Origin of the sequence: Streptococcus gallinaceus (assembly GCF_024170225.1) — a bacterium.
Classification (GTDB): Bacteria; Bacillota; Bacilli; order Lactobacillales; family Streptococcaceae; genus Streptococcus; species Streptococcus gallinaceus.
Map to the genome: position 1 here is coordinate 101,387 of NZ_JALJXU010000001.1, position 23,425 is coordinate 124,811.

The 23,425-nt window shown below is 43.5% G+C and carries 18 protein-coding genes and 2 pseudogenes; 14 read left to right on the forward strand and 6 right to left on the reverse strand.

Going from position 1 to position 23,425, the window contains the following annotated elements; genetic code table 11:
- Window positions 1-40: 40 nt before the first annotated feature.
- Both J2T50_RS00580 and J2T50_RS00585 read left to right on the forward strand, forming a co-directional pair.
- Complete coding sequence (locus J2T50_RS00580) at window positions 41-733, forward strand: TMEM164 family acyltransferase (RefSeq protein WP_253362597.1); 693 nt, start codon at window positions 41-43, stop codon at window positions 731-733.
- Window positions 734-850: 117 nt separating this feature from the next.
- A complete protein-coding gene (locus tag J2T50_RS00585; RefSeq protein ID WP_253362599.1) occupies window positions 851-2,395 on the forward strand; it encodes a peptide chain release factor 3 in 1,545 nt (514 codons plus the stop codon).
- Between the two features lie 27 nt (window positions 2,396-2,422).
- Here J2T50_RS00585 and J2T50_RS00590 read toward each other — a convergent pair whose 3' ends face one another.
- A complete protein-coding gene (locus tag J2T50_RS00590; RefSeq protein ID WP_253362601.1) occupies window positions 2,423-3,322 on the reverse strand; it encodes a magnesium transporter CorA family protein in 900 nt (299 codons plus the stop codon).
- Between the two features lie 266 nt (window positions 3,323-3,588).
- Between J2T50_RS00590 and cshA the strand changes: the two genes are divergently transcribed.
- The 3 genes from cshA to J2T50_RS00605 all read left to right on the forward strand — a co-directional run bounded on the left by cshA (window position 3,589) and on the right by J2T50_RS00605 (window position 6,115).
- Window positions 3,589-5,184 (forward strand): degradosome RNA helicase CshA, encoded by a 1,596-nt coding sequence (cshA, locus tag J2T50_RS00595; protein ID WP_253362603.1) that lies wholly within the window; start codon window positions 3,589-3,591, stop codon window positions 5,182-5,184.
- 69 nt (window positions 5,185-5,253) lie between these two features.
- Window positions 5,254-5,709, forward strand: a complete 456-nt coding sequence (locus tag J2T50_RS00600) for a hypothetical protein (protein ID WP_253362605.1) — start codon at window positions 5,254-5,256, stop codon at window positions 5,707-5,709.
- A gap of 1 nt (window position 5,710) precedes the next feature.
- Window positions 5,711-6,115: a GNAT family N-acetyltransferase gene (locus J2T50_RS00605; protein ID WP_253362607.1), complete on the forward strand. Its 405-nt coding sequence runs from the start codon at window positions 5,711-5,713 to the stop codon at window positions 6,113-6,115.
- Between the two features lie 45 nt (window positions 6,116-6,160).
- Here J2T50_RS00605 and J2T50_RS00610 read toward each other — a convergent pair whose 3' ends face one another.
- The 4 genes from J2T50_RS00610 to J2T50_RS00625 all read right to left on the reverse strand — a co-directional run bounded on the left by J2T50_RS00610 (window position 6,161) and on the right by J2T50_RS00625 (window position 13,237).
- Window positions 6,161-8,170: a 5'-nucleotidase C-terminal domain-containing protein gene (locus tag J2T50_RS00610; protein WP_253362609.1), complete on the reverse strand. Its 2,010-nt coding sequence runs from the start codon at window positions 8,168-8,170 to the stop codon at window positions 6,161-6,163.
- Between the two features lie 180 nt (window positions 8,171-8,350).
- The gene (locus J2T50_RS00615) at window positions 8,351-12,022 is read right to left on the reverse strand and encodes an endo-beta-N-acetylglucosaminidase (protein WP_253362611.1); all 3,672 of its coding nucleotides are present in this window, start codon (window positions 12,020-12,022) and stop codon (window positions 8,351-8,353) included.
- Window positions 12,023-12,237: 215 nt separating this feature from the next.
- Window positions 12,238-12,501: a GIY-YIG nuclease family protein gene (locus tag J2T50_RS00620; protein WP_253363283.1), complete on the reverse strand. Its 264-nt coding sequence runs from the start codon at window positions 12,499-12,501 to the stop codon at window positions 12,238-12,240.
- On the reverse strand, window positions 12,491-13,237 hold the full coding sequence (locus J2T50_RS00625) for a tRNA1(Val) (adenine(37)-N6)-methyltransferase (RefSeq protein WP_253362613.1): 747 nt from the start codon (window positions 13,235-13,237) through the stop codon (window positions 12,491-12,493). Before J2T50_RS00625 ends, J2T50_RS00620 begins: the two co-directional genes overlap by 11 nt.
- A gap of 98 nt (window positions 13,238-13,335) precedes the next feature.
- Between J2T50_RS00625 and J2T50_RS00630 the strand changes: the two genes are divergently transcribed.
- The 9 genes and pseudogenes from J2T50_RS00630 to J2T50_RS00660 all read left to right on the forward strand — a co-directional run bounded on the left by J2T50_RS00630 (window position 13,336) and on the right by J2T50_RS00660 (window position 20,793).
- Entirely contained in the window at window positions 13,336-14,085 is a 750-nt protein-coding gene (locus J2T50_RS00630) for a lysophospholipid acyltransferase family protein (protein ID WP_253362615.1), read from the forward strand.
- A gap of 56 nt (window positions 14,086-14,141) precedes the next feature.
- On the forward strand, window positions 14,142-14,810 hold the full coding sequence (locus J2T50_RS00635; RefSeq protein WP_253362617.1) for a helix-hairpin-helix domain-containing protein: 669 nt from the start codon (window positions 14,142-14,144) through the stop codon (window positions 14,808-14,810).
- Entirely contained in the window at window positions 14,794-17,031 is a 2,238-nt protein-coding gene (locus J2T50_RS00640) for a DNA internalization-related competence protein ComEC/Rec2 (protein WP_253362619.1), read from the forward strand. The genes J2T50_RS00635 and J2T50_RS00640 overlap by 17 nt, the downstream gene beginning before the upstream one ends.
- A gap of 68 nt (window positions 17,032-17,099) precedes the next feature.
- Window positions 17,100-17,586: pseudogene (locus J2T50_RS00645) on the forward strand (DUF8821 family protein); the annotation flags it as partial.
- Window positions 17,587-17,906: 320 nt separating this feature from the next.
- Window positions 17,907-18,107 (forward strand): YdeI/OmpD-associated family protein, encoded by a 201-nt coding sequence (locus J2T50_RS10555; protein WP_354279938.1) that lies wholly within the window; start codon window positions 17,907-17,909, stop codon window positions 18,105-18,107.
- 144 nt (window positions 18,108-18,251) lie between these two features.
- On the forward strand, window positions 18,252-19,058 hold the full coding sequence (locus J2T50_RS00650; RefSeq protein ID WP_253362621.1) for an HAD family hydrolase: 807 nt from the start codon (window positions 18,252-18,254) through the stop codon (window positions 19,056-19,058).
- A gap of 19 nt (window positions 19,059-19,077) precedes the next feature.
- Window positions 19,078-20,013: pseudogene (locus tag J2T50_RS00655) on the forward strand (LacI family DNA-binding transcriptional regulator); the annotation flags it as partial.
- Window positions 20,014-20,072: 59 nt separating this feature from the next.
- Window positions 20,073-20,315, forward strand: a complete 243-nt coding sequence (locus J2T50_RS10590) for a methyltransferase domain-containing protein (protein ID WP_436299926.1) — start codon at window positions 20,073-20,075, stop codon at window positions 20,313-20,315.
- Entirely contained in the window at window positions 20,230-20,793 is a 564-nt protein-coding gene (locus J2T50_RS00660; protein ID WP_436299924.1) for a methyltransferase domain-containing protein, read from the forward strand. The genes J2T50_RS10590 and J2T50_RS00660 overlap by 86 nt, the downstream gene beginning before the upstream one ends.
- Window positions 20,794-20,887: 94 nt before the next feature.
- On the opposite strand, the gene J2T50_RS00665 is transcribed toward J2T50_RS00660, so the two are convergent.
- A complete protein-coding gene (locus J2T50_RS00665; protein WP_253362633.1) occupies window positions 20,888-23,335 on the reverse strand; it encodes a YhgE/Pip domain-containing protein in 2,448 nt (815 codons plus the stop codon).
- Between the last annotated feature and the right edge of the window lie 90 nt (window positions 23,336-23,425).

A 23,425-nucleotide genomic window follows, 5' to 3' on the forward strand; every position in this document is an offset into this window, starting at 1 on the left:
TTATAATAATATGAATACCTTCATAAATGAAAGTTGAGCCATGTATCCATTTTTCTCACCTGTCCGTACAGGACTCCCTTATCTCCCACTAACACTACAAGTTTTGTCTCTTATTTTACTTATCTTGATAGGTTACGGAGTACACATATGGGGGCAGAAGACAAGTTTTAAATTATTTTGGCGCATCAGTATGATGGTGCAATTAGCAGTAGTCTATACTTGGTTTGTCTGGGCCAGTCTTCCTTTGTCTGAATTACTGCCGCTTTATCACTGTCGGATGGCCATGTTTATCCTATTGTTTTCACCAAAAGGGCGATTTAAAGATTACTTTGCGCTAATTGGGGTTATCGGCTCAATCTTGGCTATGCTTGTACCTGCACTTTATCCGCATCGACTATTGCACCTGACCAATGTTTTCTTTTTCACAGGTCATTTTGGATTATTTGCATTGAGTCTCATGCATCTGAAAACGAGTGATACCGTTGAAGAGATAGACCTGGTCTGGCTGGGACGAATGACAATTTCCTTGAATAGTTTTTTACTGCTTGTCAATCTTTTGACCGATGGAAATTACGGATTCTTGGCGGATACTCCCATTTTACATACGAAAAATGTACTCTTGAACTTGCTATTGGTGAGTGGAGTGTTTATGCTATTACTGACACCGACAGTGGCTCTCTTTCAGAGAAGTTCCTACCGCTCTCAGCTGGTAACGATTGATAAAAAGCCCTAGATTGGGTATAATAATAGAGTTAGAGAACTAGCTCTGCTTTTTTTACGCTGTAGGAGTAAACCAATGTAAAAATCGAGATTAGAATACAGATAGAAAATTGTTGAAAAAGGAAAGAATATGACATTACAAGACGAAATTAAAAAACGCCGTACCTTTGCCATTATCTCTCACCCGGATGCTGGTAAAACGACGATTACAGAGCAATTGCTCTACTTTGGTGGGGAAATCCGTGAAGCTGGGACTGTCAAAGGGAAAAAGACTGGTAACTTTGCCAAGTCTGACTGGATGGATATTGAAAAACAACGTGGTATCTCTGTAACCTCATCTGTTATGCAGTTTGACTATGCTGGAAAACGTGTGAATATCTTGGACACACCAGGGCACGAGGACTTCTCAGAAGATACTTACCGCACACTTATGGCGGTGGATGCGGCTGTCATGGTTGTGGACTCTGCAAAAGGTATCGAGGCACAAACTAAAAAACTCTTTGAAGTTGTCAAACACCGCAACATCCCAATCTTTACATTTATCAATAAATTGGACCGTGACGGACGTGAGCCGCTTGATTTGTTAGAAGAATTGGAAGAAGTGCTCGGCATTGCTTCTTATCCAATGAACTGGCCAATCGGTATGGGGAAATCCTTTGAAGGACTTTATGATTTGCATAATGAACGCCTCGAACTTTACAAGGGTGATGAACGATTTGCAACGATTGAAGAAGGGGATCAGCTTTTTGGAAGCAATCCATTCTATGCGCAAGTTTTAGAAGATATCGAGCTTTTGCAAGAAGCGGGAAATGAGTTTTCACAAGAAGCTATCTTCAATGGCGAATTGACTCCTGTCTTCTTCGGGTCAGCTCTTACCAACTTTGGTGTGCAGACCTTCCTTGACACCTTCTTGGAATTTGCTCCAGAACCGCACGGGCACAAGACGACAGAGGGTCAAGTGATTGACCCGCTCAATCAAGATTTCTCAGGATTTGTCTTTAAAATCCAAGCCAACATGGACCCACGTCACCGTGACCGTATCGCCTTTGTGCGTGTTGTTTCAGGTGAATTTGAACGCGGTATGAGTGTCAATCTTCCTCGTACTGGAAAAGGCGCTAAGCTGTCCAATGTGACCCAGTTCATGGCAGAAAGTCGTGAAAATGTGGAAAATGCTGTGGCTGGAGACATCATCGGTGTCTACGATACAGGGACTTACCAAGTTGGTGATACCTTGACTGTTGGTAAGAACAAGTTTGAATTTGAACCACTTCCAACCTTTACACCGGAAATTTTCATGAAAGTATCTGCAAAAAACGTCATGAAGCAAAAATCATTCCACAAAGGGATTGAGCAATTGGTTCAGGAAGGAGCTATCCAGCTCTACAAAAATTACCAAACCGGCGAGTACATGCTTGGTGCCGTTGGTCAATTGCAGTTTGAAGTCTTCAAACACCGCATGGAAGGCGAGTACAATGCTGAAGTTGTCATGACACCAATGGGTAAAAAGACAGTTCGCTGGATTAAGCCAGAAGATTTGGATGAGCGCATGTCTTCAAGCCGTAATATCTTGGCAAAAGACCGCTTTGACCAGCCAGTCTTCCTCTTTGAAAATGACTTTGCTTTACGCTGGTTTGCAGACAAGTACCCAGACGTAGCTTTAGAAGAAAAAATGTAAAAAAAAAGCTGGAAATTTCCAGCTTTTTTATCGTTTATTACGTACAAAATTCATTAGCAGGCGTGCGACTGTAAACCAGATAAGAATGGAAATCAGACAGAGGAACAGCCAAGTGTGCTCTTTATCCGTGAAGGGAAGTGGAATATTCATTCCGAAGAATCCAGTGATACAGGCTAGAATAGCCAAATTGATGGAAATGACGTTGAGGGCGGTCAAGTTGTCATTCAGATTGTTGTTCAGGACGTTATTGAAAGAGGAGGATAGCTGTGCCAAGATTTGCGAATTGAGCTGGGTCATACTGACCAACTGACGGGCTTCAATCAAGGCATCGGTTAGCTGTTCTTTTTCCACATCGCTGTTGTTTCGCTGACTATAGTGGCTTTCCAGTTGTTCCAAGAGCAGGACATTTTGATTGGAAGCTGCCAGCAGGTAGACAGAGCCCGTTTCCAAGTCAGACATGGCAAGGAGTTTTTTCTTACTGGTCTGCTGGCGGAGCTTGCGATTGAGGACATCCTTTTCGTGGTCAATCTGGTCTACAGCTTGGAAATATTTTTTGGTTAGAAGTGTCAAACCTGCAAAAAGGAAGGTCTTAGCAGACACATTTGGATGGCTTGTCAGGTAGTCCGCTAAAATTTGGTAGACGTAGGCACTTCGTTTATTGGTCATGGAGATGACTTGCTTTCCGCGTAGGACAAATGTCATGGGAACCGTTTCATAATAACCATCGTCCTGCACCAAATCAAGCACATTGAATACCAAAGTTAAGCTGTCCGTGTCGGCTGTGTATTCCATAAAGGCACGCTCGTTTTCATCTAGCGCGTAGTTCAGAATTTCATGGTCGATTTCTTGGGGGATAGATTGAGGGTCGGGACGGTTGTCCATATCCAGATGAATCCATCTGTAGTCCCCAAATATGGTCTCTTGCATGCATTTCTCCTTACAGGTCCTTTGTGGCTTTTATTATACAGAAAAAGAGGACACAATACAAGTTTTGCAGTTTCAAGGAGGTAGGAAAGAAGTCGTGAAATTTTCTCCATTTGAATGAAAAACAAATGAAAGCGTGTTTATGGGAATAAAAATAGCTCTGCCTATCTTTTTAAGCTGCTTTGTGTTACACTAGATAAGTTGTGAAAGAACGACAGAATAAAGCGCGATGAGACAGCTTCGCACTGTCTTTTAGAAAAGGAAATACATTGAAATTTACTGAATTAAACTTATCTGCTGAATTGATGGCAGAAATCGAAAACGCAGGCTTTACAGAGCCATCACCAATCCAAGAACAAACCATTCCACTTGCTTTAGAAGGAAAAGACGTGATTGGTCAAGCCCAAACGGGTACTGGTAAAACAGCTGCCTTTGGCTTTCCAACATTGGAAAAAATCAATACTGAAAATCAAACGATTCAAGCCTTGGTCATTGCACCAACTCGTGAATTAGCTGTGCAATCACAGGAAGAACTCTTCCGTTTTGGTCGTGCAAAAGGTGTTAAAGTTCGTTCTGTCTATGGCGGTTCGTCCATTGAAAAACAAATCAAAGCTCTTCGTTCAGGAGCGCATATTGTCGTAGGTACGCCAGGTCGGCTCCTTGACTTGATTAAGCGTAAGGCTCTTCGTTTGGACAATATCGAAACCTTGATTTTGGATGAAGCGGATGAAATGCTCAACATGGGCTTCTTGGAAGACATCGAAGCTATTATTAGCCGTGTGCCAGAAAGTCGTCAAACGTTGCTCTTCTCGGCAACGATGCCAGATGTGATCAAACGTATCGGGGTTCAATTTATGAAAGAGCCTGAGCATGTTAAAATTGCTGCTAAGGAATTGACGACAGACTTGGTAGACCAGTACTATATTCGTGTGCGTGAAGGTGAAAAATTTGACACCATGACACGTCTCATGGATGTGGACCAACCAGAATTGGCTATCGTTTTTGGCCGTACAAAACGCCGTGTGGATGAATTGACACGTGGTTTGAAAATCCGTGGCTTCCGTGCGGAAGGTATCCATGGTGACTTGGACCAAAACAAACGCCTCCGTGTTCTCCGTGACTTCAAAAATGGAAATCTTGATGTATTGGTAGCAACGGACGTTGCAGCGCGTGGCTTGGACATTTCCGGTGTCACTCATGTCTACAACTATGACATCCCACAAGAAGCGGAAAGCTATGTTCACCGTATTGGTCGTACAGGTCGTGCAGGCCAGTCTGGTCAGTCTATTACCTTTGTCTCACCAAATGAGATGGGTTACTTGGCCATTATTGAAAATACGACGAAGAAACGGATGAAGGGCTTGAAACCAGCGACTGCTGAGGATGCTTTCCAAGCCAAGAAAAAAGTTGCACTCAAGAAGATTGAACGTGATTTTGCAGATGAAAATATCCGTACAAATTTTGAAAAATTTGGTAAGGATGCGCGTGAATTAGCAGCTGAATTTTCACCAGAAGAATTGGCTATGTACATCTTGACCTTAACAGTTCAAGATCCTGAAATGCAAGAAAAAGTTGAAATTGCTCAAGAACGTCCATTGCCATTCAAACCAGCGGGTGGCGGCTTCAAAGGCAAAGGTGGTGGTCGACGCAATGATCGCGGTGGAAATCGTGACCGTAATGACCGCGACCGTGGTGGTTACCGTGGCGACTGTCGACGCGGAGATCGTGATTTCAAACGTCGTGATCGTGATGACCGTGACCGTTTCAAAAAAGACAATCGTCACAAAGACAACAAGAAACCACATAAAAACACATCAAGTGAAAAGAAAACAGGTTTTGTGATCCGCAACAAAGGCGATAAATAAACCTTCCTCCCTGAGAATGCTTTCTGAGGGAGTTTTTTGTGCTATAATTATGGAAAAAGGAGGCAATAAATGAGAGAAAGTCAGAAAACCAACCAAGAGATACTAGATGATTTATTGTCAAAAAATGAGCATCTTATGTGGTCAGGGGCTTGTGCACTCAATAGTCTCAGTCAAAATCCGAATAGAGTGAAGTTTTTTATCCCCTACCTAGAGAAGATCAAATCTTTGAAATTATCTGGAGGATTATTATTGCCCAGTCAGCGTTTTATTGATCGAGCTGTAAAGTTAATCGAATTTCAAAGGGATTCTCCAGAACTATGTTCTTGTCGATTTCTACCAGAAGAAATCGAATTTGACCCAGAACAATTAGAAGCAGGTGGCTATGTTCGTATTACTAAAAGAGCAAGAGGACTTGGGGATACCTATCTAGTAGAGTGTCTTCGTTGCCACCAATGGTATGAAGTTGTAATGAATGAATACCATGCCCTGTGGTGGAAGTGGTCGCCGATAGAAAAAGGAGATTAGCATGGAAGTATCTTACAATCCAATATTGAATGTAAACCAAGTGCTTTCTTTGTATGAAAGCGTCGGCTGGACAAATTATACGAAAAATCCTCAGATGCTAGAAGTAGCACTAGAGCGTTCATTGCTGACGATTGCGGTTTTTGACCAAGAAAGATTGGTGGGGCTATTACGAGCGGTTGGAGATGGGGCATCGATTCTTTTTATACAGGACCTCTTGGTTTTACCAGCTTATCAGAGGCAGGGGATTGGTCGCCAGTTGGTCCAAGCTTGCTTGGCCAACTATCCAGAGGTATACCAAGTGCATCTCTTGACAGACCAGACAGAAAAAACAGCAACTTTCTATCAAAGTTTAGGATTTCAAGGGGTTGAAGAGCTAGCATGCCGTGCCTTTACATTAGTAAAATAAAAACATCCACAATGCGCATTGTGGATGTTTTTTTATATGGTAGGCTTATGATTTTTTAGAGCCTGACTTGAAAGAAATCATGCCTAAAAGAATGCTCAAACCAATCAATGGCAAAATAGTGACGGCTTCTTGTCCTGTACGTGGCAAGACTTTTTTGTTTTTGCTGCTGTTTGTTTGATTTGGATTGGATGAAGAAACACTTGGTTCAACTGGATCATCTGCTGCTGATGAAGTTGATGTTGATGTGCTAGTCGATGTCGATGTACTTGTTGAAGTAGAAGTTGATGTTGAGCTTGATGAAATTGGAGGTGTATCTTTTTTGTCCAACTTAGCCACCTCATCAGCTGTCATATAAGTTTTCACTTTTTGAGCAGGAACAGTAACAGCATGTCCTTTGCTTTCGAGGTCTTTGATATAGTTGACAAAGGTTTCAGTGTCAGAACTAATCGCGCCAGCCAAGTTTTTGCCAACAAATCCCTTGAAGCCATCACCTCCGCCAAACAAGAAGTCGTTAATGACCACTTTATAGCTGGCGTTAGGGTCGAGTTCTGTACCGTCACTTTTGTAGACCTTGGCGATTTTATATGGTTGAGCAGGATTGTCTTGGTCTGTATAGATGTAGTGAAGTCCAGAGATTTGAAGGAAGTATTTTTCCTCTTCATCGTATTGTTGGTTGAGAACATCGATGATATCTTGGCCTGTCATATCCACGATTTGCAGGATATTGCCAAAAGGTTGCACCTTTTGAGCAGCTCCCCAAGTGATGGCACCATCTGCCTGGACATCAAGGTCTGCACGGATACCACCGTTATTGGTCATGGCAAAGTCAGCTGCGAAACCAGCCTGTCGTGCCATTTCTAACTGAGCAGTTGTAATCAACTTACCAGCGGGAGATTCTTTATCTTTATCAACTTCGCGACTGATGGTGTTTGCTGGAGTAGCAGTACCGATGCGAGCTTCTGTTACCGGCTTGATACGAGCGTCAGCATCATCGGCAATGGCTTGGATAGTGGCATCAGGTGTCAAGCCACCATTTGGGTCAACGGCTTTGACTTCTGCAGTTGGTACGGCAGTAAAGTCATGGGTTGTCGTGTCAATGGTTCCAGTCACGTTTGCAAAGGCTTTGCCTTGAGAGGTTGCTTGCACAATGCGGGTGTTGCCAACTGTTCCGTTTGTATACATGTGGTTGTGTCCTGCGAAAACAATATCCACACTGTTTTCAGGGTCCATGGCTTGTACATTTTGCATGATAGCAGCCATTTCACCTTGTGCTTGGTCTGCTGAGCTAGTTGCTGGTACGTGAGCCAATACAACGATGGCCTTCACGCCTTGGTCGCGTAATTCTTTGGAATACTTGACGATAGTTTCAGCTTCGTTGAGGAAGGTATAATTTTCGTAGTGTTTTTTCAGAACGAGGTTTGGAATTTCCCCTGTTACTACACCGATAAAACCAATTTTTTCTGTGCTGTTTCCAACTTGAATTTCCTTGATGTCATATGGTTTCCAGTCAGCAAATGGCATATTTCCGTTATCATCTACCACATTAGCAATGACGATGGTCTGTTGGCTGGCTTCGTGTGGATAGCTATCTACGACAGAACCAAATTGACCTGGAGTAGGAGCTTGGCCAGTTAAGATACGGTGGAATTCATCTAGTCCTTCATCGAATTCATGATTTCCAAGCGTACCGTATTGGAATTTCATGGCGTTGAATAGTTTGACGGTTGGTTCATCTTGCAGGAGACCAGAGTTGGCTGGGCTGGCTCCAACCATATCACCAGCCTGTACCCGAATGGAAGTACCGTTAGCATTTGTCGCTAAAAAGTTAGCCTCAGCTTGATTGAGGTAAGAGGAGAGAAGGGCTGCAGTACCTGCACCAGATACTTTTTGTCCATTTTCCAGATAAGCGCTGCCTGTTGTAGTTAGGACTCCGTGGAAGTCATTGACTCCTAAAATTTGAACAGGGACTTGGTCGGCAGCAATACCAGCACCAATCAATCCGAGACTTAAAAGACTAAGTGCTAGGGCGGATTTTACACGATAATGTTTTTCCATATAATTTTCTCCATTTTGAGATAAAGTGTAGTTCACAAACAATTATAACCTATAAAGCGGTATTATTCAAGATATTATTTTAAAATGGCGAACATTTTTGCTTTTTAAGTATATAAAATATGTATTTGTTCACCTTCTTAAAAAGAAGCTAGAGTTTTCTCTAACTTCTTTGAGAGTGAACTAATCTGCTTTACGCTTGAAGGGGAAGGCAAGTATTCCGAGGAAAACTCCTAAGAGAGAAAGGAGGAGGCTAGATTGGCTACCTGTTTTTGGTAAGCTTTCTTTTTCAGAAGTGACCAGATTGACCGTAGCTTTTTCAGCAGGTTTCATAGCGAGTGGCGTTGTCTTTGTTTCTGGTTTATCTGTTTTATCAGAAGGGGTATCTTGTGCTGGAGTGCGCGTAGTCTCCGTTTTATAGACAATACCATATTGGCTGAAATGAGCTGCAAAGAAGGTCAGTGTTTGTCCGTCTTGTGTAAATGGCAAGGATATTTTTCCCCCATTTTCAGAGAGATAGAAGACAGATGCGACTGTTTTTCCTTCGTCAATCGGGAGCTGCACCAAAGCAGGTTTTTGGATGTTGGTGACTTGATCGTCCTTATCTAGTAATTCAATATCGTACAGGTCATAGTCCATATTTGCCAGGCTTGCCTTGTCTGAAATTGGACGGACACGCAGGCTATTGATAGTAGAACTGTCTTCTTCGCTGACGCGGACCGAGACGTGTGTCGCAGGGTCGACAAGTGTTTTGGCTGTGACGGTATTTTTGGGGGTGTCCGGTTTGACAGGAGTAGGAGTTTCTTTACTTTTTCTGAAGCGGATCGCTAAAATATTGCTTTCCTCTTTTCCTTCTTCCTTGGTCCGGTAGTAAATCAAATCCCCCAAGTTTTCAGTATCAATGGCAGGCATAACCAATCGACCATCTTCCGTTGTCGTCATCGAAGCCACTTTTTGAGTTCCGAGTCGGTCTTTGTAAAGAGAGACTGTCAGGCCTTTTTTCACATCGGTAAAGGCAACTTGCAATTTGTTGTCTTTCATGATTTTGGCGTAGGCATGACTCATTGGGATGTTGAGGGATTCATCGTCAAATTCTTCGTACATTTTCCAGTTGTAAATCCGGATTGCGCCCCAAGGTGAGCCATTGTCCCGAGTGACGACATCCAAACGCCATTCTTGAGCGGTGATGGGTTTGTCTAGACGGACGTCTGTTACATGGTCTTTGTTGCCGCGGACTTTATGGGCTAGTTTCCATTCGCCAGTTTCCATATCTTTGTAATAGAGGTCGAAGTCGCGCGTGTTCATCTTACCGTCAGCTACAGATTCGCCTCCTGCACCGGCGTGTTCAACGACCCAGCGTTTGATAGTGCGGACTGTGGTTAACTTGATGTCTACGTGAGCTTGGTAGGCGTCAATACACCATTTGTCAGAGTTGCTGGTAATGGTACCGTTTAGCATAGAGGTTTCTTGTTCGCTACCGTCTGTTGTTGGGTGAGAAGAACCTGTGACAACTGCGCCGAGGACGACATTTTCTGCGCGTGGTTTTGGCAGGCTGGTATCAGCTGTTTCCATGGTCCAGTCAAAGTCAAATGTAGTGGCTTCGGAACGTTGACCGTTTTGTCCAACTGCGATGACTTTTAGTGTTTGTTTCATCCCTTTGCTGTCTGCTGGGCGAGTCACCTTACTAAGATAGATAGTTGGGTTGGATGAAGCGGTGAGGATTTGCCACTGGTCACCATATTGTTGGTAGACTTCATAGTAAGCTGTCTTTTCACTTGGTGTGACTTGGACAATGGCTTCGGCTTCTTGTGCATTTACGAGACGTTGGTCTTTGACTTTAGCGCTAGCAGGTGCTGCGGGCTGTTGGTCATTTTCATAGATGGCCAATTGTCCGACATGTAAATTGAAATCCTCTGTTGTTTCTTTATTTTCGATAATCAGCTTGATAGCGAAAATCTTTTGATTGGCGAGAGAAGAGAGGTCGACAACACTAGCAGTCCAGTCTTGGCCAGGAGTGAGGGTAAATTCTTTGAAGCTATTTTTGGCATAATCTGCGGCTGTGCTGACTGCTACTTTTAGGTTGGCCCCTTGGCCGCCTTTGAGGGCAATTTTTAACTTGGTCTTATCTGTTGCCGTAAAGTTTGTGGAGTAGAGCATGATGTCATTGCGGTTATTTTCTTCCAATTTTCCACTAAATTGGATTGAATTTCCCCCATTTAAGGCATCGTCAAAGTCATATTTTCCTTTGAGAGCGGATTTTTTAGCTTCAATCCACCAGCGCCATGTTGGCAAAACTTCTGAAATAGAACGGTAATTCCAGCTATCTTTCTTGCTGACTTTTCCATCTACAAACCATTGTTTACCATGGCCAGTATTGAAATAGGTGTTGAAAAGTGGGCTTGTAATAGGAGTTTTATCTCCGACAAAGCGAGCGATAGCAGACCATTCGTGGCTATCATCGGCTGTTTTTGGATTGCCACCTTCGCCGACCCAGAAAATCCCTTCTTGTTCATGGTAATCCGCTCCATCTTTTGAACGCCCCAAAATAGAATCTGGAGTATAGAGTCCAAGCGAGAGAAGTGTTTTTTTATCTTTCCCAATCAAGGCTGCACGGTTAATGTAGGTTTTGTAAGAACTTTTTTGTAGTTCCAATCCAGCATAGGCATCGTAAGGATTACGTCCGTGTTCTTTCATGGTTTCGATGGTTTCATTGTTGGTAGATTTACTCCAGTTGAAATTCACAAAGAAGTGGTCAGATGGCAGCTCACCATTTGCATCTGGTTTGACAAAGGTATCATTTGCCTTGCTGACACCGTTGATGTGGTTGCGGTAACCAGAATTGGACATGGCATCATACCAGGAGATACCAATGGGATAGTGTTGTTCTTTAGCATAAGCCTTAGTGTAGAGCATGAATTGGCGCATTTGTTCAGCTTTGCCAGCTAGCCCCCAACCGCTGGTTTCCTGGTTGATAAAGTAGCCGTCAAATCCATAATATTTTGCAATATCTACGATTTTCCGTGCAATTGGGAATGTCTTAGAGCCGGCGCTGTCTTCCTTTATAAAATCAAGGATTTTATCCTGGTCTTCTTGGCTATCTGACCAATTGAAGAAGAGTGTTCCGTAAATGGGAACTCCGTTTCGGTGAGCAGCATCGATGACGTCTGGTGAAGGAACGGGTCCATCCCAGAAAACCATGCTGTCCACATATTGCCAATAATCAAAGGCATAGGTTTTGAAATCATCTCCACCGACAGAGGCGTGGTTGCTATTTTTTGAATTCATGAGCGAAACAGCTTGCACCTTCGCATCTTTAGATGCAAGCGGATTGATGATTTCTCCTTTTTCACGTTTGGCTAATGGCACACTGGCCTTGTTGATAGCATCATCAGGACGAGCATCTGGTTGCCAATCCAAGATGTCATCATTTGTCTTGAATTTGACTTCTTTAGGACGGATGCTGCTAGTTCGCTCGGCATCGATAACTTCTTCAGTAGTTTTATCCGACTCGGCTGGTTTTGATGCAGTATCTGTGGTAGTAGCAGTGGCTGAATCGGTTGGAGTCGGCTCAGTTTTTTTCGCATCGGCAGAAGCGGGTTTGTCTTCTTCCTTATCAACTCCATCTTTGTCTCCCCCATTTACGTCAGAGGGCTCGTCTGTGGTTTCAGAGAGGGTTTCTGGTGCCAAGGTCCCTTCAGTAGAAACTGGTTTCTCTCCTTCTTTTGTAGTGGTAACTGCGGTGACGCTTCGGTCTGGTTGATGTTCTTCGGCGAGAATGTCTTGGGCTAAGGCTTGGTTCAAGGCAATCAATGACAAGCTAGACACACCTAAAACGAGCATTTTTTTCAATGTCATATCTATCCTCCGTATTCCAATCAAGGAATCATAAAGTTAAAACTTCAAAAAGTAAGCGCTTACGATGTAAATTATAGTATACTTTCTAAAATAGATATATATCGATAGAAGGTCTTGTTAAGTTTGTGCAAAAAGATATTGAGTTTATTACGTATTTTATATTGGAAATATATATATGCACCCTTTCAGGGCGAGGTGCAACTAAAAAAACAGGGCTATTCCCTGTTTTTGTGTTCTTGAATGTAGGCTAACTTAGCCTGTCGTGTTTTCTTTTTAAAGAGAGCTTCGGCGGACATGGCGGCGTTTTTGCTGTCAAATTCTTTCCAGTAGAGAAGGGAGACAGGGAGGCGGGTTTTGGTGTATTTGGCCCCTTTTCCAGCATTGTGTGTTCGAATGCGGCGCTCTAAGTCTGTGGTATAGCCGGTGTAGAGGCTGCCGTCTGCGCATTCGACCACGTACATATAGGCCTTATTTTCCATAGTAAATCTCGTGGATTTCATCTGTATAATCGCCATTTTCTTTGTGGACAACCAAGGGTGGTAGAATTTTCAAGCCTTGTGTGGAGCCATCTTTGATGGCCTCAATCAAGAGCATGTTGGCTTCTTTACTAGACTTGGGATAGACAAATTGAATCCGTTTGGGTGCCAAATTGTAGCCTTTCATGGTCTCTAGGATATCTAAAAACCGGTCTGGACGATGGATCATAGCCAGACGACCATTTGACTTCAAAACTTGTTGCGCAGTTTGGCAGATAGCGTCAAGATTAGTCGTGATTTCGTGCCGAGCCAGTAGATAATGCTGGCTTTCATTAAGATTGGATTGCTCATCGACTTTGAAATAGGGAGGATTACAGAGAATGAGGTCCACCTGTGAACGCTCCATGTGCTGGGTCAGGTGACTCAGATCGTCCTTGATGACCGACACTTGCTCCTCTAGTTGATTGAGGGCGATAGACCTGCGATTCATATCAGCCAATCGTTCCTGAATTTCTACCTGCACAATCCGTGCTTTTGTCATGGTGGAGGCAAAAAGTCCTACTGCCCCGTTGCCACTACAAAGGTCTACAATCAGCCCGTGGCTAGGTAATTTTGGAAAGCGAGATAGGAGGACGCTATCCACGGAGTAGCTGAAAACCTCGCGATTTTGAATAATTTTTACATCTGTTGAAAAGAGCTGGTCAATGCGCTCTCCGTCTAATAATACTTGGTTCGTCATAAAAACATTATAGCATAGGACAGTGTGTCAGCAGAAAGAAAATTACTGAAAAAAAGTGGAAATATGATATAATAAAGAGTATTTGAAAAGGAGAGTATATGTTTTATTCATTTTTGAGAAATCTATTGGTCTTTCTACTCTGGGTAGTAAATGGCAATGTTCACTACCATGATAAGGAAAATATTTTACCCCAAGACGAGAACTATATTCTTGTCGCTCCCCATAAAAATTTTTGGGATCCGATTTTCCTAGGATTTGGTGCCGCACCCAAGCAATTTATCTTTATGGCTAAAAAAGAGCTCTTCAGCAACCGTGGTTTTGGTTGGTGGATTCGCAAGTGCGGAGCCTTTCCAGTTGACCGTGAAAATCCAAGTCAGGCTGTTCTCAAGTATTCGGTTAAAATGCTGAAAAAAAGCAATCGCTCTTTGGTTATGTTTCCATCGGGAAGTCGTCATAGTAGCGAGCTAAAGGGTGGTGTGGCCGTTATCGCCAAAACTGCGAAAGTTAAAATCATGCCTGCCAATTATGTCGGGCCAACTGCCTTGAAAGGTTTGCTGACGGGTGAACGTGTGGACGTCGTATTTGGCAATCCAATTGATGTTTCAGATATTAAACGCATGGATGAAGCAGGAATTGCAGAAGTCAATCGCCGTATTGAGTCAGAATTTCATCGTCTGGATGCACTGGCGACTTCCTATCAAACGACTAAAAAATTGAATCTGTTGACCTACATCTATCGAGTTCCAATTATCATTATCGTATTATTGGTCTTGTTGCTGACCTACCTTGGAAGCTATATCGCCAGTTTCTTCATCAATCCAGATATTAAATTAGAAGAAAAAAGCTGAGACTTTTGTCCAGTTTTTTTCTTTTTTTTTCCGAATAGATAAAGCAGGAGGAGTTTATGCAAGAAACAATTTTAGAATTTATCAAAGAATACAAGTGGCAGGCTGGTTTGGTCAGTTTGGCGGTGCTTGTCGGAGGTTTTATTGTCTTTAGTCAGCCGGATAAAAGTGAGCAACAATCCGTTCTAGTGGCAGCTGTTCCTAAAACTGAAATGACGAGTTCGTCCAGCTCTCAAAAAAAGGATAAGGAGGAAAAGTTAGATGAAAAGGGAAGCAGCACCATTCTGGTTGATGTCAAGGGAGCCGTTGCTAAACCCGGGCTCTATGAATTAAAGGCTGGCGCACGTGTAAATGATGCCCTCACAGCAGCAGGAGGCTTTGCTGCAAATGCAGACCAGAAGTCCATTAACCTAGCCCAAAAGGTGTCAGATGAAGCGGTGGTCTATGTCGCTGCTAGTGGGGAAAATATTTCGGTAGTGAATAGCTCGGCAAAGACGGATACGAGCAGCGCTGAAGCAGAATCAGCCGATACGGATTTGGTTAATTTGAACACAGCGACAGAAGCTGATTTGCAGACTATCACAGGGATTGGAGCCAAACGAGCGGCGGATATCATTGCCTACCGAGAAGCTAATGGCGGCTTCAAATCCGTTGACGATCTCAACCAAGTTTCGGGGATTGGCGGCAAGACTCTGGAAAATATTCGTCCGTATGTCACAGTGGATTAAAAAAACAGGAATTGTCCCCATTCATCTCGCCCTTGTGCTGGTCGCCTATTATTTTCTCCTTTTCCGATTTTCAGTCTGGTCGGTGCTGGTAGCGGCTGGCCTAACTATCCGATTTCTGAACATTTACCGAAGAAAATGGCGGCTAGTCTTGCCGATTTTACTCTTTTGTCTTCTCTTTTTTGGCGGTGAAAAATGGCTGGCGCTGACAAGAGAAGCAGCTGCCCCAGACCAAGTTTCACAACTAGTCATCCTTCCCGATACCATTAAGGTTAATGGAGACAGCCTATCCTTTCGAGGTCAGTCTCGGAGGCAAACCTATCAAGTGTTTTACAAACTAAAGACTCAAGAAGAGCAGGCCTATTTTCAGAATCTGACCCAATTGATGTCAATAGAAGTTGAAGCCACGGTGGAAAAACCAGCTGGGAGGCGCAATTTCAATGGATTTGATTATGCTGCCTATTTGTGGACACAAGGGATTTACAGGACGGTTAGGATTGAAAAGATAAAGGCGATTGCTCCGCAAAGGAGCTGGAATCCTCTGGAATGGATTTCGAGTTGGCGTAGACAAGCTTTGGTTCATATCAAACAGACCTTTCCCAGCCCAATGAATCATTATATGACCGGGCTTTTATTTGGTCATCTGGATAGTGATTTTGATGAGATGAGCGATATTTACAGTAGCTTGGGAATTATCCATCTTTTTGCCCTATCGGGTATGCAAGTTGGCTTTTTTATGGACCTTTTTAGGCGATTGCTTCTGCGTTGTGGGCTGCAGCGGGAAATCGTGGACTGGTTGCAGTTGCCGATTTCTTTTGTCTATGCAGGTTTGACAGGCTATTCGGTATCGGTTATCCGCTCGCTTATTCAAAAAATAGTGGGGAATTTTGGCGTGACACGTCTGGACAATCTTGCTCTAACGACCATGCTTTGTTTTCTAATCGCCCCACATTTCCTCTTGACAGCAGGAGGAGTGCTGAGCTTCACTTACGCTCTCTTACTGACCGTTTTTGACTTTGAAAAATTATCCGGTTACAAGAAAATACTGACAGAAAGTCTGACTTTGTCAGTAGGAGTTCTGCCTGTTTTGATTTTTTATTTCTACAGTTTTCAGCCGGTTTCCATCCTGCTGACCTTTGTTTTTTCTTTCTTGTTTGACAGTCTGCTCTTGCCTGGACTGACAGCTATTTTTCTGGTTTCTGCCATTTATCCCTTGACCCAGATCAATATTTTCTTTTCCTTTTTGGAAAAAATCATGCTGGCGCTGGCAGATTGTTTTCCCCATCCTTTGGTGTTTGGCAAGCCAGATATTCCTATTTTGCTGGCGCTTCTCATCTTACTGGGGATGACATATGATTTGTGGGGGCAGAAAAAATGGACGCCGGGGCTACTTGCTTGTGCAGCTCTGCTTTTTTTCCTCACAAAAAATCCTCCCAGCAATGAAATAACGGTGGTGGATATCGGTCAGGGAGATAGTATTTTTTTGCGGGATAAGACGGGGAAAAATATGTTGATTGACGTGGGTGGTCGGGTGAGTTTTGCGGCTAAGGAGGGCTGGCAGGCCAAAAATCAGGAAGTCAATGCGGAGCGGACGCTCATTCCTTATCTGCGTAGTCGGGGTATTGGGCAGATAGATAGTCTGGTTTTGACCCATACCGATACGGACCATGTGGGGGATTTACTGGCTGTTAGTAAGGCTTTTCGGATTGGGACGATTTACGTGTCTCTGGGGAGTTTGAACAAGGCGGATTTTGTAGAAACTCTCAGAAAAACTGGAGCTCATGTAGACGCGGTTGAGGCGGGTCATCAGTTTTCGATTTTTGGTTCCAACTTGCAAGTTCTCTATCCTTTTGGCGCAGGAGACGGTGGAAATAATGACTCTGTGGTCTTGTATGGGCAGCTCTTGGATAAGCGATTTTTATTCACGGGCGATTTGGAAAAAGAGGGGGAGGAGCAGTTGATTGAGGCCTATCCTGATCTGGCAGTAGACGTCTTGAAGGCAGGGCACCATGGCTCAAAAGGTTCATCTGACCCCGCATTTTTAGACCATATTAAGGCTAAGGTGGCCTTGATTTCCGCTGGAGAAAAGAATCGCTACCAACATCCTCATGAGGAAACCTTGGCACGATTTTCCGACCAAAATATGGCTGTTTTTCGTACAGACCAACAAGGCGCTATCCGTTTCTACGGCTGGAATACATGGAAGTTGGAGACGGTAAGGTAGCGTAGCAATGATTTTCCATTTTCTCAGAAAACTTGTATAATAGTGTATCTAAGAAATGGAGAAAATAGATGATAATCAACTTTAAAGAAGTATCCACAGCCGGCCTTGAAAGCTCGCCAGTAGCTGCTGCCTTGGCCGGTATGCGTGGCCAATGAAGCCCGTTATTTTTGGAATAAATACAGGGTGGCATTTGAGACGACACCTGTATCCGAGAAGCCGGACCTGGTGGCAGACATTGATCGCTTGCTCAAAGAAGAGCGGGATTTGACCTTCGCAGTCAAGCCTCTGGAAATTTCCCAGCTGTTTTTGGAGGACCATATCCTGTGGACGCACGTATTTTACGAGGATGGACTAGCCATCAATATCTTGTACGATATGGATGACCGCAAAAAGCAGGCAGTTGGTCTCAAGCTGTCTGACGGCATGGAAGTACCGAGTGAGTTGGTAGACCAGTTCAAGTTTGCCCGTCAGAAGTCCAAGCTGGCTGGCACCATTCGTGGGTCTTACTTTACCCTCAAAAAAGACCATCAAAGCATGATGAATCGCTGGCTGGACAAGCTACTAGGGGCTACCGATACAGGTCTTGAAAAGAAGCTGGGTCTGCAGCGGTTTGATAAAAAAGCGGTGCTAGTAGCAAGCAAGGAAGTGTCACCTTTTGATGGCTGGCTTGATTTTACCAGTGCTGAACTGGCTCAAGCCGACCTCCTTGTCGCCTATGTCTATGACTTGGCACAAATGAAATCGGTCGTCGAGCAGGTCTTGGAAAATAAATCATTGGCGGATAATGGGCAGCTTTTCTTGGCTTATCCCAAGCAAAAAAATCCACTCGGGCAGCTTTTAAAAAAGTAGCTGATTATGCTGAGCGGATTGAGGATATTCGTCAGGCACTTGTAGGAAACCAAACGGCTCTGAATTTTTACGACAGTCTGACATCGGGCTACCAAAAAGACTGGGCTCGTTACGTCTTTTCAGCCAAGCAAGAAGCCACTCAAACCAAACGGAAGGCTGAAATGGTCGACATATTGAACAAAGGTTTTAAAACTCGTCAGCTTTACCAAGCCTCCTTGAAGAAGTGAGGGAGGATACAAAAATATAGTAACTAAAAAGATTAGAACGGTTGTTCTAGTCTTTTTAGGTTAAAAAAATCAAAAAAAAGGCTTGACATGGAACGCGTTCCAGCAGTTAGAATGAAATCATAAATGGAAAGTGAGGCAATACAAATGAACATCAAGCGTATTTTTGTGGATATGGATGGGACTTTACTGAATAGTCAAGGACGAGTAAGTAAGTCCAATGCTGACCTGATTCGTCAGGCTCAAATTCCTGTGACTTTGGTATCAGCGCGTTCTCCTATGGAGATGAGAGAAGCGATTGAGGCGCTAGATTTATCGGATGTGCAGGTGGGTTTTAATGGCGGGTTGATTTATCGCTGGCAAAATGGCTGCGTGCAACCACTCCATGCGGAAGTTATTCAGCAACAAACAACTGCGGAAATCTTGCACCAGGTGAGAAAGCATTTTCCGTTTGTCAGTCTTTCTTACTATGATCTGAACAACTGGTATTGTGATAAAATAGATGAAGGTATCCGCTATGAATATGAATTAACCAAGTGTCAACCGACTTTCATAACAGATGGTACAATTTTTCTCAAAGGTGGGATAAACATTTTCAAAATCATGATGATTACCTTCGAGGAGGAAACCATGCAGATTTTGGAGAAGTTTTTACAGAGTTTATCCATCAAGGCGGTCAGTATCCAGCGCTCGGGGAAATTTTATCTAGAGATTACCCATGCTCATGCGAAAAAGTCAAAAGGAATTAACTATATTTTCAAAAAAGAAAAGCTGAGTAAGACTACTACAGCCGCATTTGGAGATGGGTATAATGACATTCCAATGCTAGAAATTGTGGGGTATCCGATTGTTATGGAAAATGCGATGGCGGATATCAAGACGATAGCTTATCAAGTAACCAAGTCAAATGATGATGATGGTGTAGGGTATGGAATCCATCAGTTTTTGAAGTAGTAATGAGAGAAAGGAGTCAGGAATGACCTCTATCAGTGATATAGCAAAGAAAGTTGGCGTTGCAAAGTCAACAGTCTCTCGTGTTTTGAATAATCATCCACATGTATCTGTTGAAACTAGAAGAAAGGTACTTGCAGCAATGTCGGAGTTAGATTTTGCCCCTAATCAGGTTGCAAGAGATCTAGCCCGTGGAAAAACATTCAAGGTAGGAGTTGTCATTCCGCATACACGACATCCATATTTTACCCATTTGATCAATGGTTTGTTGGACGCGGCTAAGCTATCAGACTATCAATTGGTCATGATGCCGTCGGATTATCACCGGACATTGGAACGTTCCTATTTGGAGCAATTACGGCAAGGAGCTATTGATGCTTTGATTTTCACTTCACGTGCACTTGAGATAGACGAGATTGAAAACTATGCAAAATATGGACAAATTGTGCTTTGTGAAAAATTACTAGAGCAAACTAGCCTATCATCTGCTTATGTAAATCGATTGCCCTCCTATCGGGAAATGTTTGAAGCTGTCAGTCAACAAGGGTTGACACAGGGAGTCTTACTTTTTTCACGGAATAATTCAGACTCTGCCACATGGAAAGCAGCCACTCAAGCATTTGAAGAAGTGTTTGAAGAGCTGCCATTGGCGACATTTGGTCAGATACATGATATCCAAGACGGGTTAAACATTGTAGACGAGTTGATAAAATTTCCACGACTGGAGTGGATTTTAGCTACCAGTGATGATGTAGCTGCAGGTATCCGCGAGGCCTACCAATCTTTGGACATACCTTGCCCAGTTTTAATCGGTCAGGAAAATCTTTTGTCTAGTAAATTGCTAGGGATGGCTACTATAGACCACCAATCTTACCAACTTGGAAAATTGGCATTTTCACAAGCACTATCGAAGCAAGTCGGACAGAAGCAATTGTTGTCGAAATGTATTTTCAGATAACGAAAAGTCTAGATAGGTAAGTTTTTATGTTATAATTATTGTCTGGAAAAGGAGAATCGATGTTTCAAAGAGATGATTTTTCGACTCGTTTGCTGGAGTTAGGGGTAAAACCTGGTATGCGTGTTTTGGATGTTGGGTGTGGGAACGGCGAGTTTACTCGTCTTGCTGCTGAAGTGCTGGGTGCAAACGGTCAGCTTATCGGCATAGACCAGAATAGTGGGGCTCTGTCTCAGGCAAAAGGGGTCGAAAGCCTCCTTCCTAATTCAATACCTAGAAGCGGATATAGCAGCTCTGCTATTTGACAAGGCGAGCTTTGATGCTATCATCGGTCGACGCGTGCTGATGTATCAGAAAAATCCGCTAGAAATTCTAGCCTATTTGCGACAATTTCTAAAGCCGGGTGGTATCCTGCTCTTTCAAGAGAGTGATGCTGAGAGTATGCGTTTGAAAAATGAGCAGTTTACCCAACTTAATCAAGCTCAAGAAATGGTTTGGGAAACGGTCGCGCGTGAAGGTGGGCATATTCATATAGGAAGTCAGCTGTATGGTATGATGGCAAAACTCGATTTACAGGTTGAGCACTTGATTTCAGAAAATGTCCTTCAGACCAAGGAAACGGGCACTGACCTCGGTTGGCTTTTGGATGTGATGCGTGGTCGGATTAGTCAGCATTTTGATATGAGTCAGCTAGACACAGCTAATTTCCAAACTGAACTAGAAACAGTTGATCAGGCATTTGTACGCGATATTCATTACGGCATTGTTGGTAGAAATGTGTAAGGGCGGCTTGTCACTGAAGAAATTTCCAGATTCAAGTAAGCAATGCACCTGATATGTAGACAAAGAAAAAACGGAGAAGTCTCCGTTTTTTCTTTTATAAATCTTCTTGGTCACGATAGATCAACAATGCCAGTACCATAAATCCGACGAGGAAGCAGGCGAGGTGCGTCATTTGGGAAGAAACATTTCCTGTTAGCGAAATAGTTTCTCTCAGTCCAGATACAGAGTAGGTCATTGGAAGATAAGGTTGGATTTTTTGGAAGAAGGAGCGGCTGAGCTCGATTGGGTAGGTACCTGCACTAGAACCCAGTTGCAAGAGCAAGAGAATGAGTGAGGCATAAGAACCGAAGCGATTGTGCCAGCCAACCAAGGCTGTTACTAAGGTCATCAGTGTCCAACTAGCCAAAAGTGTCATGCCGAGTGTGAGGCCTTCGTGGCTTGGTTCAATACCAATCATACGGATTGCAAAGTAGAGGATAATGGCTCCAGCAGTTGCAATGGTACCATTGATGAAGAGCTTGTTGCGGGCCCATTGCCAGCGATTTTCAGGATGACGACCAGATAAGGCTTTGGCAAAGAGAACGTTAGCTGAGAGGGCTACAACCATCATCGAAACAGACATCATGTAAGGAGCCATTCCGACACCATTATTTTTAACATTGTCTTTGTCTTGGTGTTTGATGGTAACAGGGTTAGAAACCGTTTTTGCATTTTCATCTGTTGTAGAGACGATAGAAAGCTGTTCGCTAGCTGCGCGTAATGATGAAGTGAGGTTGTTGGTACCTGCATTGAGAACGGCTAAACCATCGGTCAGAGTTTGACCGCCATTGGCTAATTTGGTTGAGCCGTCAGCGATTTGTCCAGCGCCATCAGCAAGTTTGTTAGCTCCCTCTGTCAATTGACCAGAGTTACTTGCGAGTTTGTCGGCACCAGCTGAAGCACTTGCTGTACCAGACTTGAGTTGGTCAGATTTGCTTTGTAGAGTGAGAGCGCCGCTTGTCAATTGGGCAACACCACCTGTGTACTGACGAGCCCCTATCAATAGGCGGTCAGATCCATCAGAAACTTTGGTTTGTAATGTCGTGATACCAGCTGCTAATTGTTGGCTACCTGGCAGCATTTGCTGGTTAACAGCAGTATTGACGCTTGATAGGCCAGTTTGAAGGGTCTGAATACTTGTTGCAGCACCAGGAAGTGCTTGACTAGAGGCAGTTGCAAGTTGGTTGATACCTGCTTTTAAGTCACCTAAGGAAGCAACTTGTCCTTGGATAGTTTGTAGTGAGCCAGACATGGCTTGTACATTTTGCAAAATAGCTTGCGCTGCACTGGCAGTGCTAGAAGGAGCATTCGTGATAGCAGTTGAGATTTCAGCTTGTTGTTCAGCTGTCATAGCTTGGTAAGCAGTTGTTGATTGGACGGCTGTCAAACTAGCGGTTTTGTCCGCTTGGCTGTTGGCCAGGATGGTTTTAGCTTGCCCGGCAATGGTAGTCAGAGTTGTGACAATTGTTGAAGTATCAGGGGTTTCTCCAGCATTTAGCTGGCTATTGATGGATTGTAGGCCATCGTTGATTTTTGGAAGAGCAGCCTTGATTTGGTCAAGAATTGTTGTTTGCTCACTAGATGGAGTCACTTTTGTCGCTAATTCTTGCAAACCAGCTGATAGGCGATTGGAGCCATCGACGAGTTTTTGAATTTCGCTTGAGCCATCCTTGAGCTGCTGGATACCAGCCAGGAGCTCTTGCGACTTGTTATCCAGTGTCTGCGCTCCATTTGTCAATTGGCTGACGCCGTCTGTATAGGCTGTGACACCTGATGACAGAGTTCCTAAGCCGGAAGCCAGACTTCCCACACCATTTGTATAGGTAGAAAGACCGCTATTCAAAGTAGTTGCACCTGCTGCGAAGGTTTGAATAGATGAGGACAAAGTGTTAAGATTACTTGTCAATGTTTGGCTACCATCTTGTAGCTTGGTTGTCCCATCAAGGAGTTGTTGTCCGCCATCTGCAGCTTGATTCATCCCTGAGTTGAGCTTGGTCATGTTTTTGAAGACGGAAGAAGTGTAGGTCTCAGTGACGCTTTTGGAAACTTTTTCCTTGAGTTTGGCCATGGCAGATTCGCTCATTTTTGCTGAAACGAAACTGTGACCTTGAGTGGTTTGATAGGTGATGGTCAATTTTTGAGGATTTTTCGTCATCAAAGTTGTAGCTTTCTCAGAAAGATCTTCTGGGAAAGTAATAACCATGTAGTAGTCCCCTTTTTCCAATCCTTTTTCAGCCTTGGTTGAAGAAACAAAATGGAAATCCAGGTTCTTGTTTTTAGACATGTTGTCCACCATATCTTGTCCGATGTGGATGGATTTATTGTCTAGGGTAGCAGTGTGGTCTTGGTTGACAACCGCGACGGGGAGATTTTCCAGATTTCCATAGGGGTCCCACATGGAGGATAGGAAAATAACATTATATAGGGTAGGAATCAGAGCGACTCCGACCAGGGTAATCATGGACATAGGCTTTTTGAGCAGTCCTTTTAATTCTTCTAACATAGTTAACCTCTTTTAGACACATTGTTTAAAAAATATGATAGAATATATTATACACGTAGCAGAACAAAAAACAAGTTTTAAAACTGGTAT

What these genes read in the sequence shown, in the direction of transcription:
- J2T50_RS00605 (WP_253362607.1), top strand. Translation starts at nt 5,711, where the DNA reads ATGGAAGTATCTTACAATCCAATATTGAATGTAAACCAAGTGCTTTCT.
- J2T50_RS00650 (WP_253362621.1), top strand. Translation starts at nt 18,252, where the DNA reads ATGAACATCAAGCGTATTTTTGTGGATATGGATGGGACTTTACTGAAT.
- J2T50_RS00665 (WP_253362633.1), bottom strand. Translation starts at nt 23,335, where the DNA reads ATGTTAGAAGAATTAAAAGGACTGCTCAAAAAGCCTATGTCCATGATT.
- J2T50_RS00625 (WP_253362613.1), bottom strand. Translation starts at nt 13,237, where the DNA reads ATGACGAACCAAGTATTATTAGACGGAGAGCGCATTGACCAGCTCTTT.
- J2T50_RS00630 (WP_253362615.1), top strand. Translation starts at nt 13,336, where the DNA reads ATGTTTTATTCATTTTTGAGAAATCTATTGGTCTTTCTACTCTGGGTA.
- J2T50_RS00610 (WP_253362609.1), bottom strand. Translation starts at nt 8,170, where the DNA reads ATGGAAAAACATTATCGTGTAAAATCCGCCCTAGCACTTAGTCTTTTA.
- J2T50_RS10590 (WP_436299926.1), top strand. Translation starts at nt 20,073, where the DNA reads ATGTTTCAAAGAGATGATTTTTCGACTCGTTTGCTGGAGTTAGGGGTA.
- J2T50_RS00615 (WP_253362611.1), bottom strand. Translation starts at nt 12,022, where the DNA reads ATGACATTGAAAAAAATGCTCGTTTTAGGTGTGTCTAGCTTGTCATTG.
- J2T50_RS00585 (WP_253362599.1), top strand. Translation starts at nt 851, where the DNA reads ATGACATTACAAGACGAAATTAAAAAACGCCGTACCTTTGCCATTATC.
- J2T50_RS00620 (WP_253363283.1), bottom strand. Translation starts at nt 12,501, where the DNA reads ATGGAAAATAAGGCCTATATGTACGTGGTCGAATGCGCAGACGGCAGC.
- J2T50_RS00590 (WP_253362601.1), bottom strand. Translation starts at nt 3,322, where the DNA reads ATGCAAGAGACCATATTTGGGGACTACAGATGGATTCATCTGGATATG.
- J2T50_RS00580 (WP_253362597.1), top strand. Translation starts at nt 41, where the DNA reads ATGTATCCATTTTTCTCACCTGTCCGTACAGGACTCCCTTATCTCCCA.
- J2T50_RS00600 (WP_253362605.1), top strand. Translation starts at nt 5,254, where the DNA reads ATGAGAGAAAGTCAGAAAACCAACCAAGAGATACTAGATGATTTATTG.
- J2T50_RS00635 (WP_253362617.1), top strand. Translation starts at nt 14,142, where the DNA reads ATGCAAGAAACAATTTTAGAATTTATCAAAGAATACAAGTGGCAGGCT.
- J2T50_RS00640 (WP_253362619.1), top strand. Translation starts at nt 14,794, where the DNA reads ATGTCACAGTGGATTAAAAAAACAGGAATTGTCCCCATTCATCTCGCC.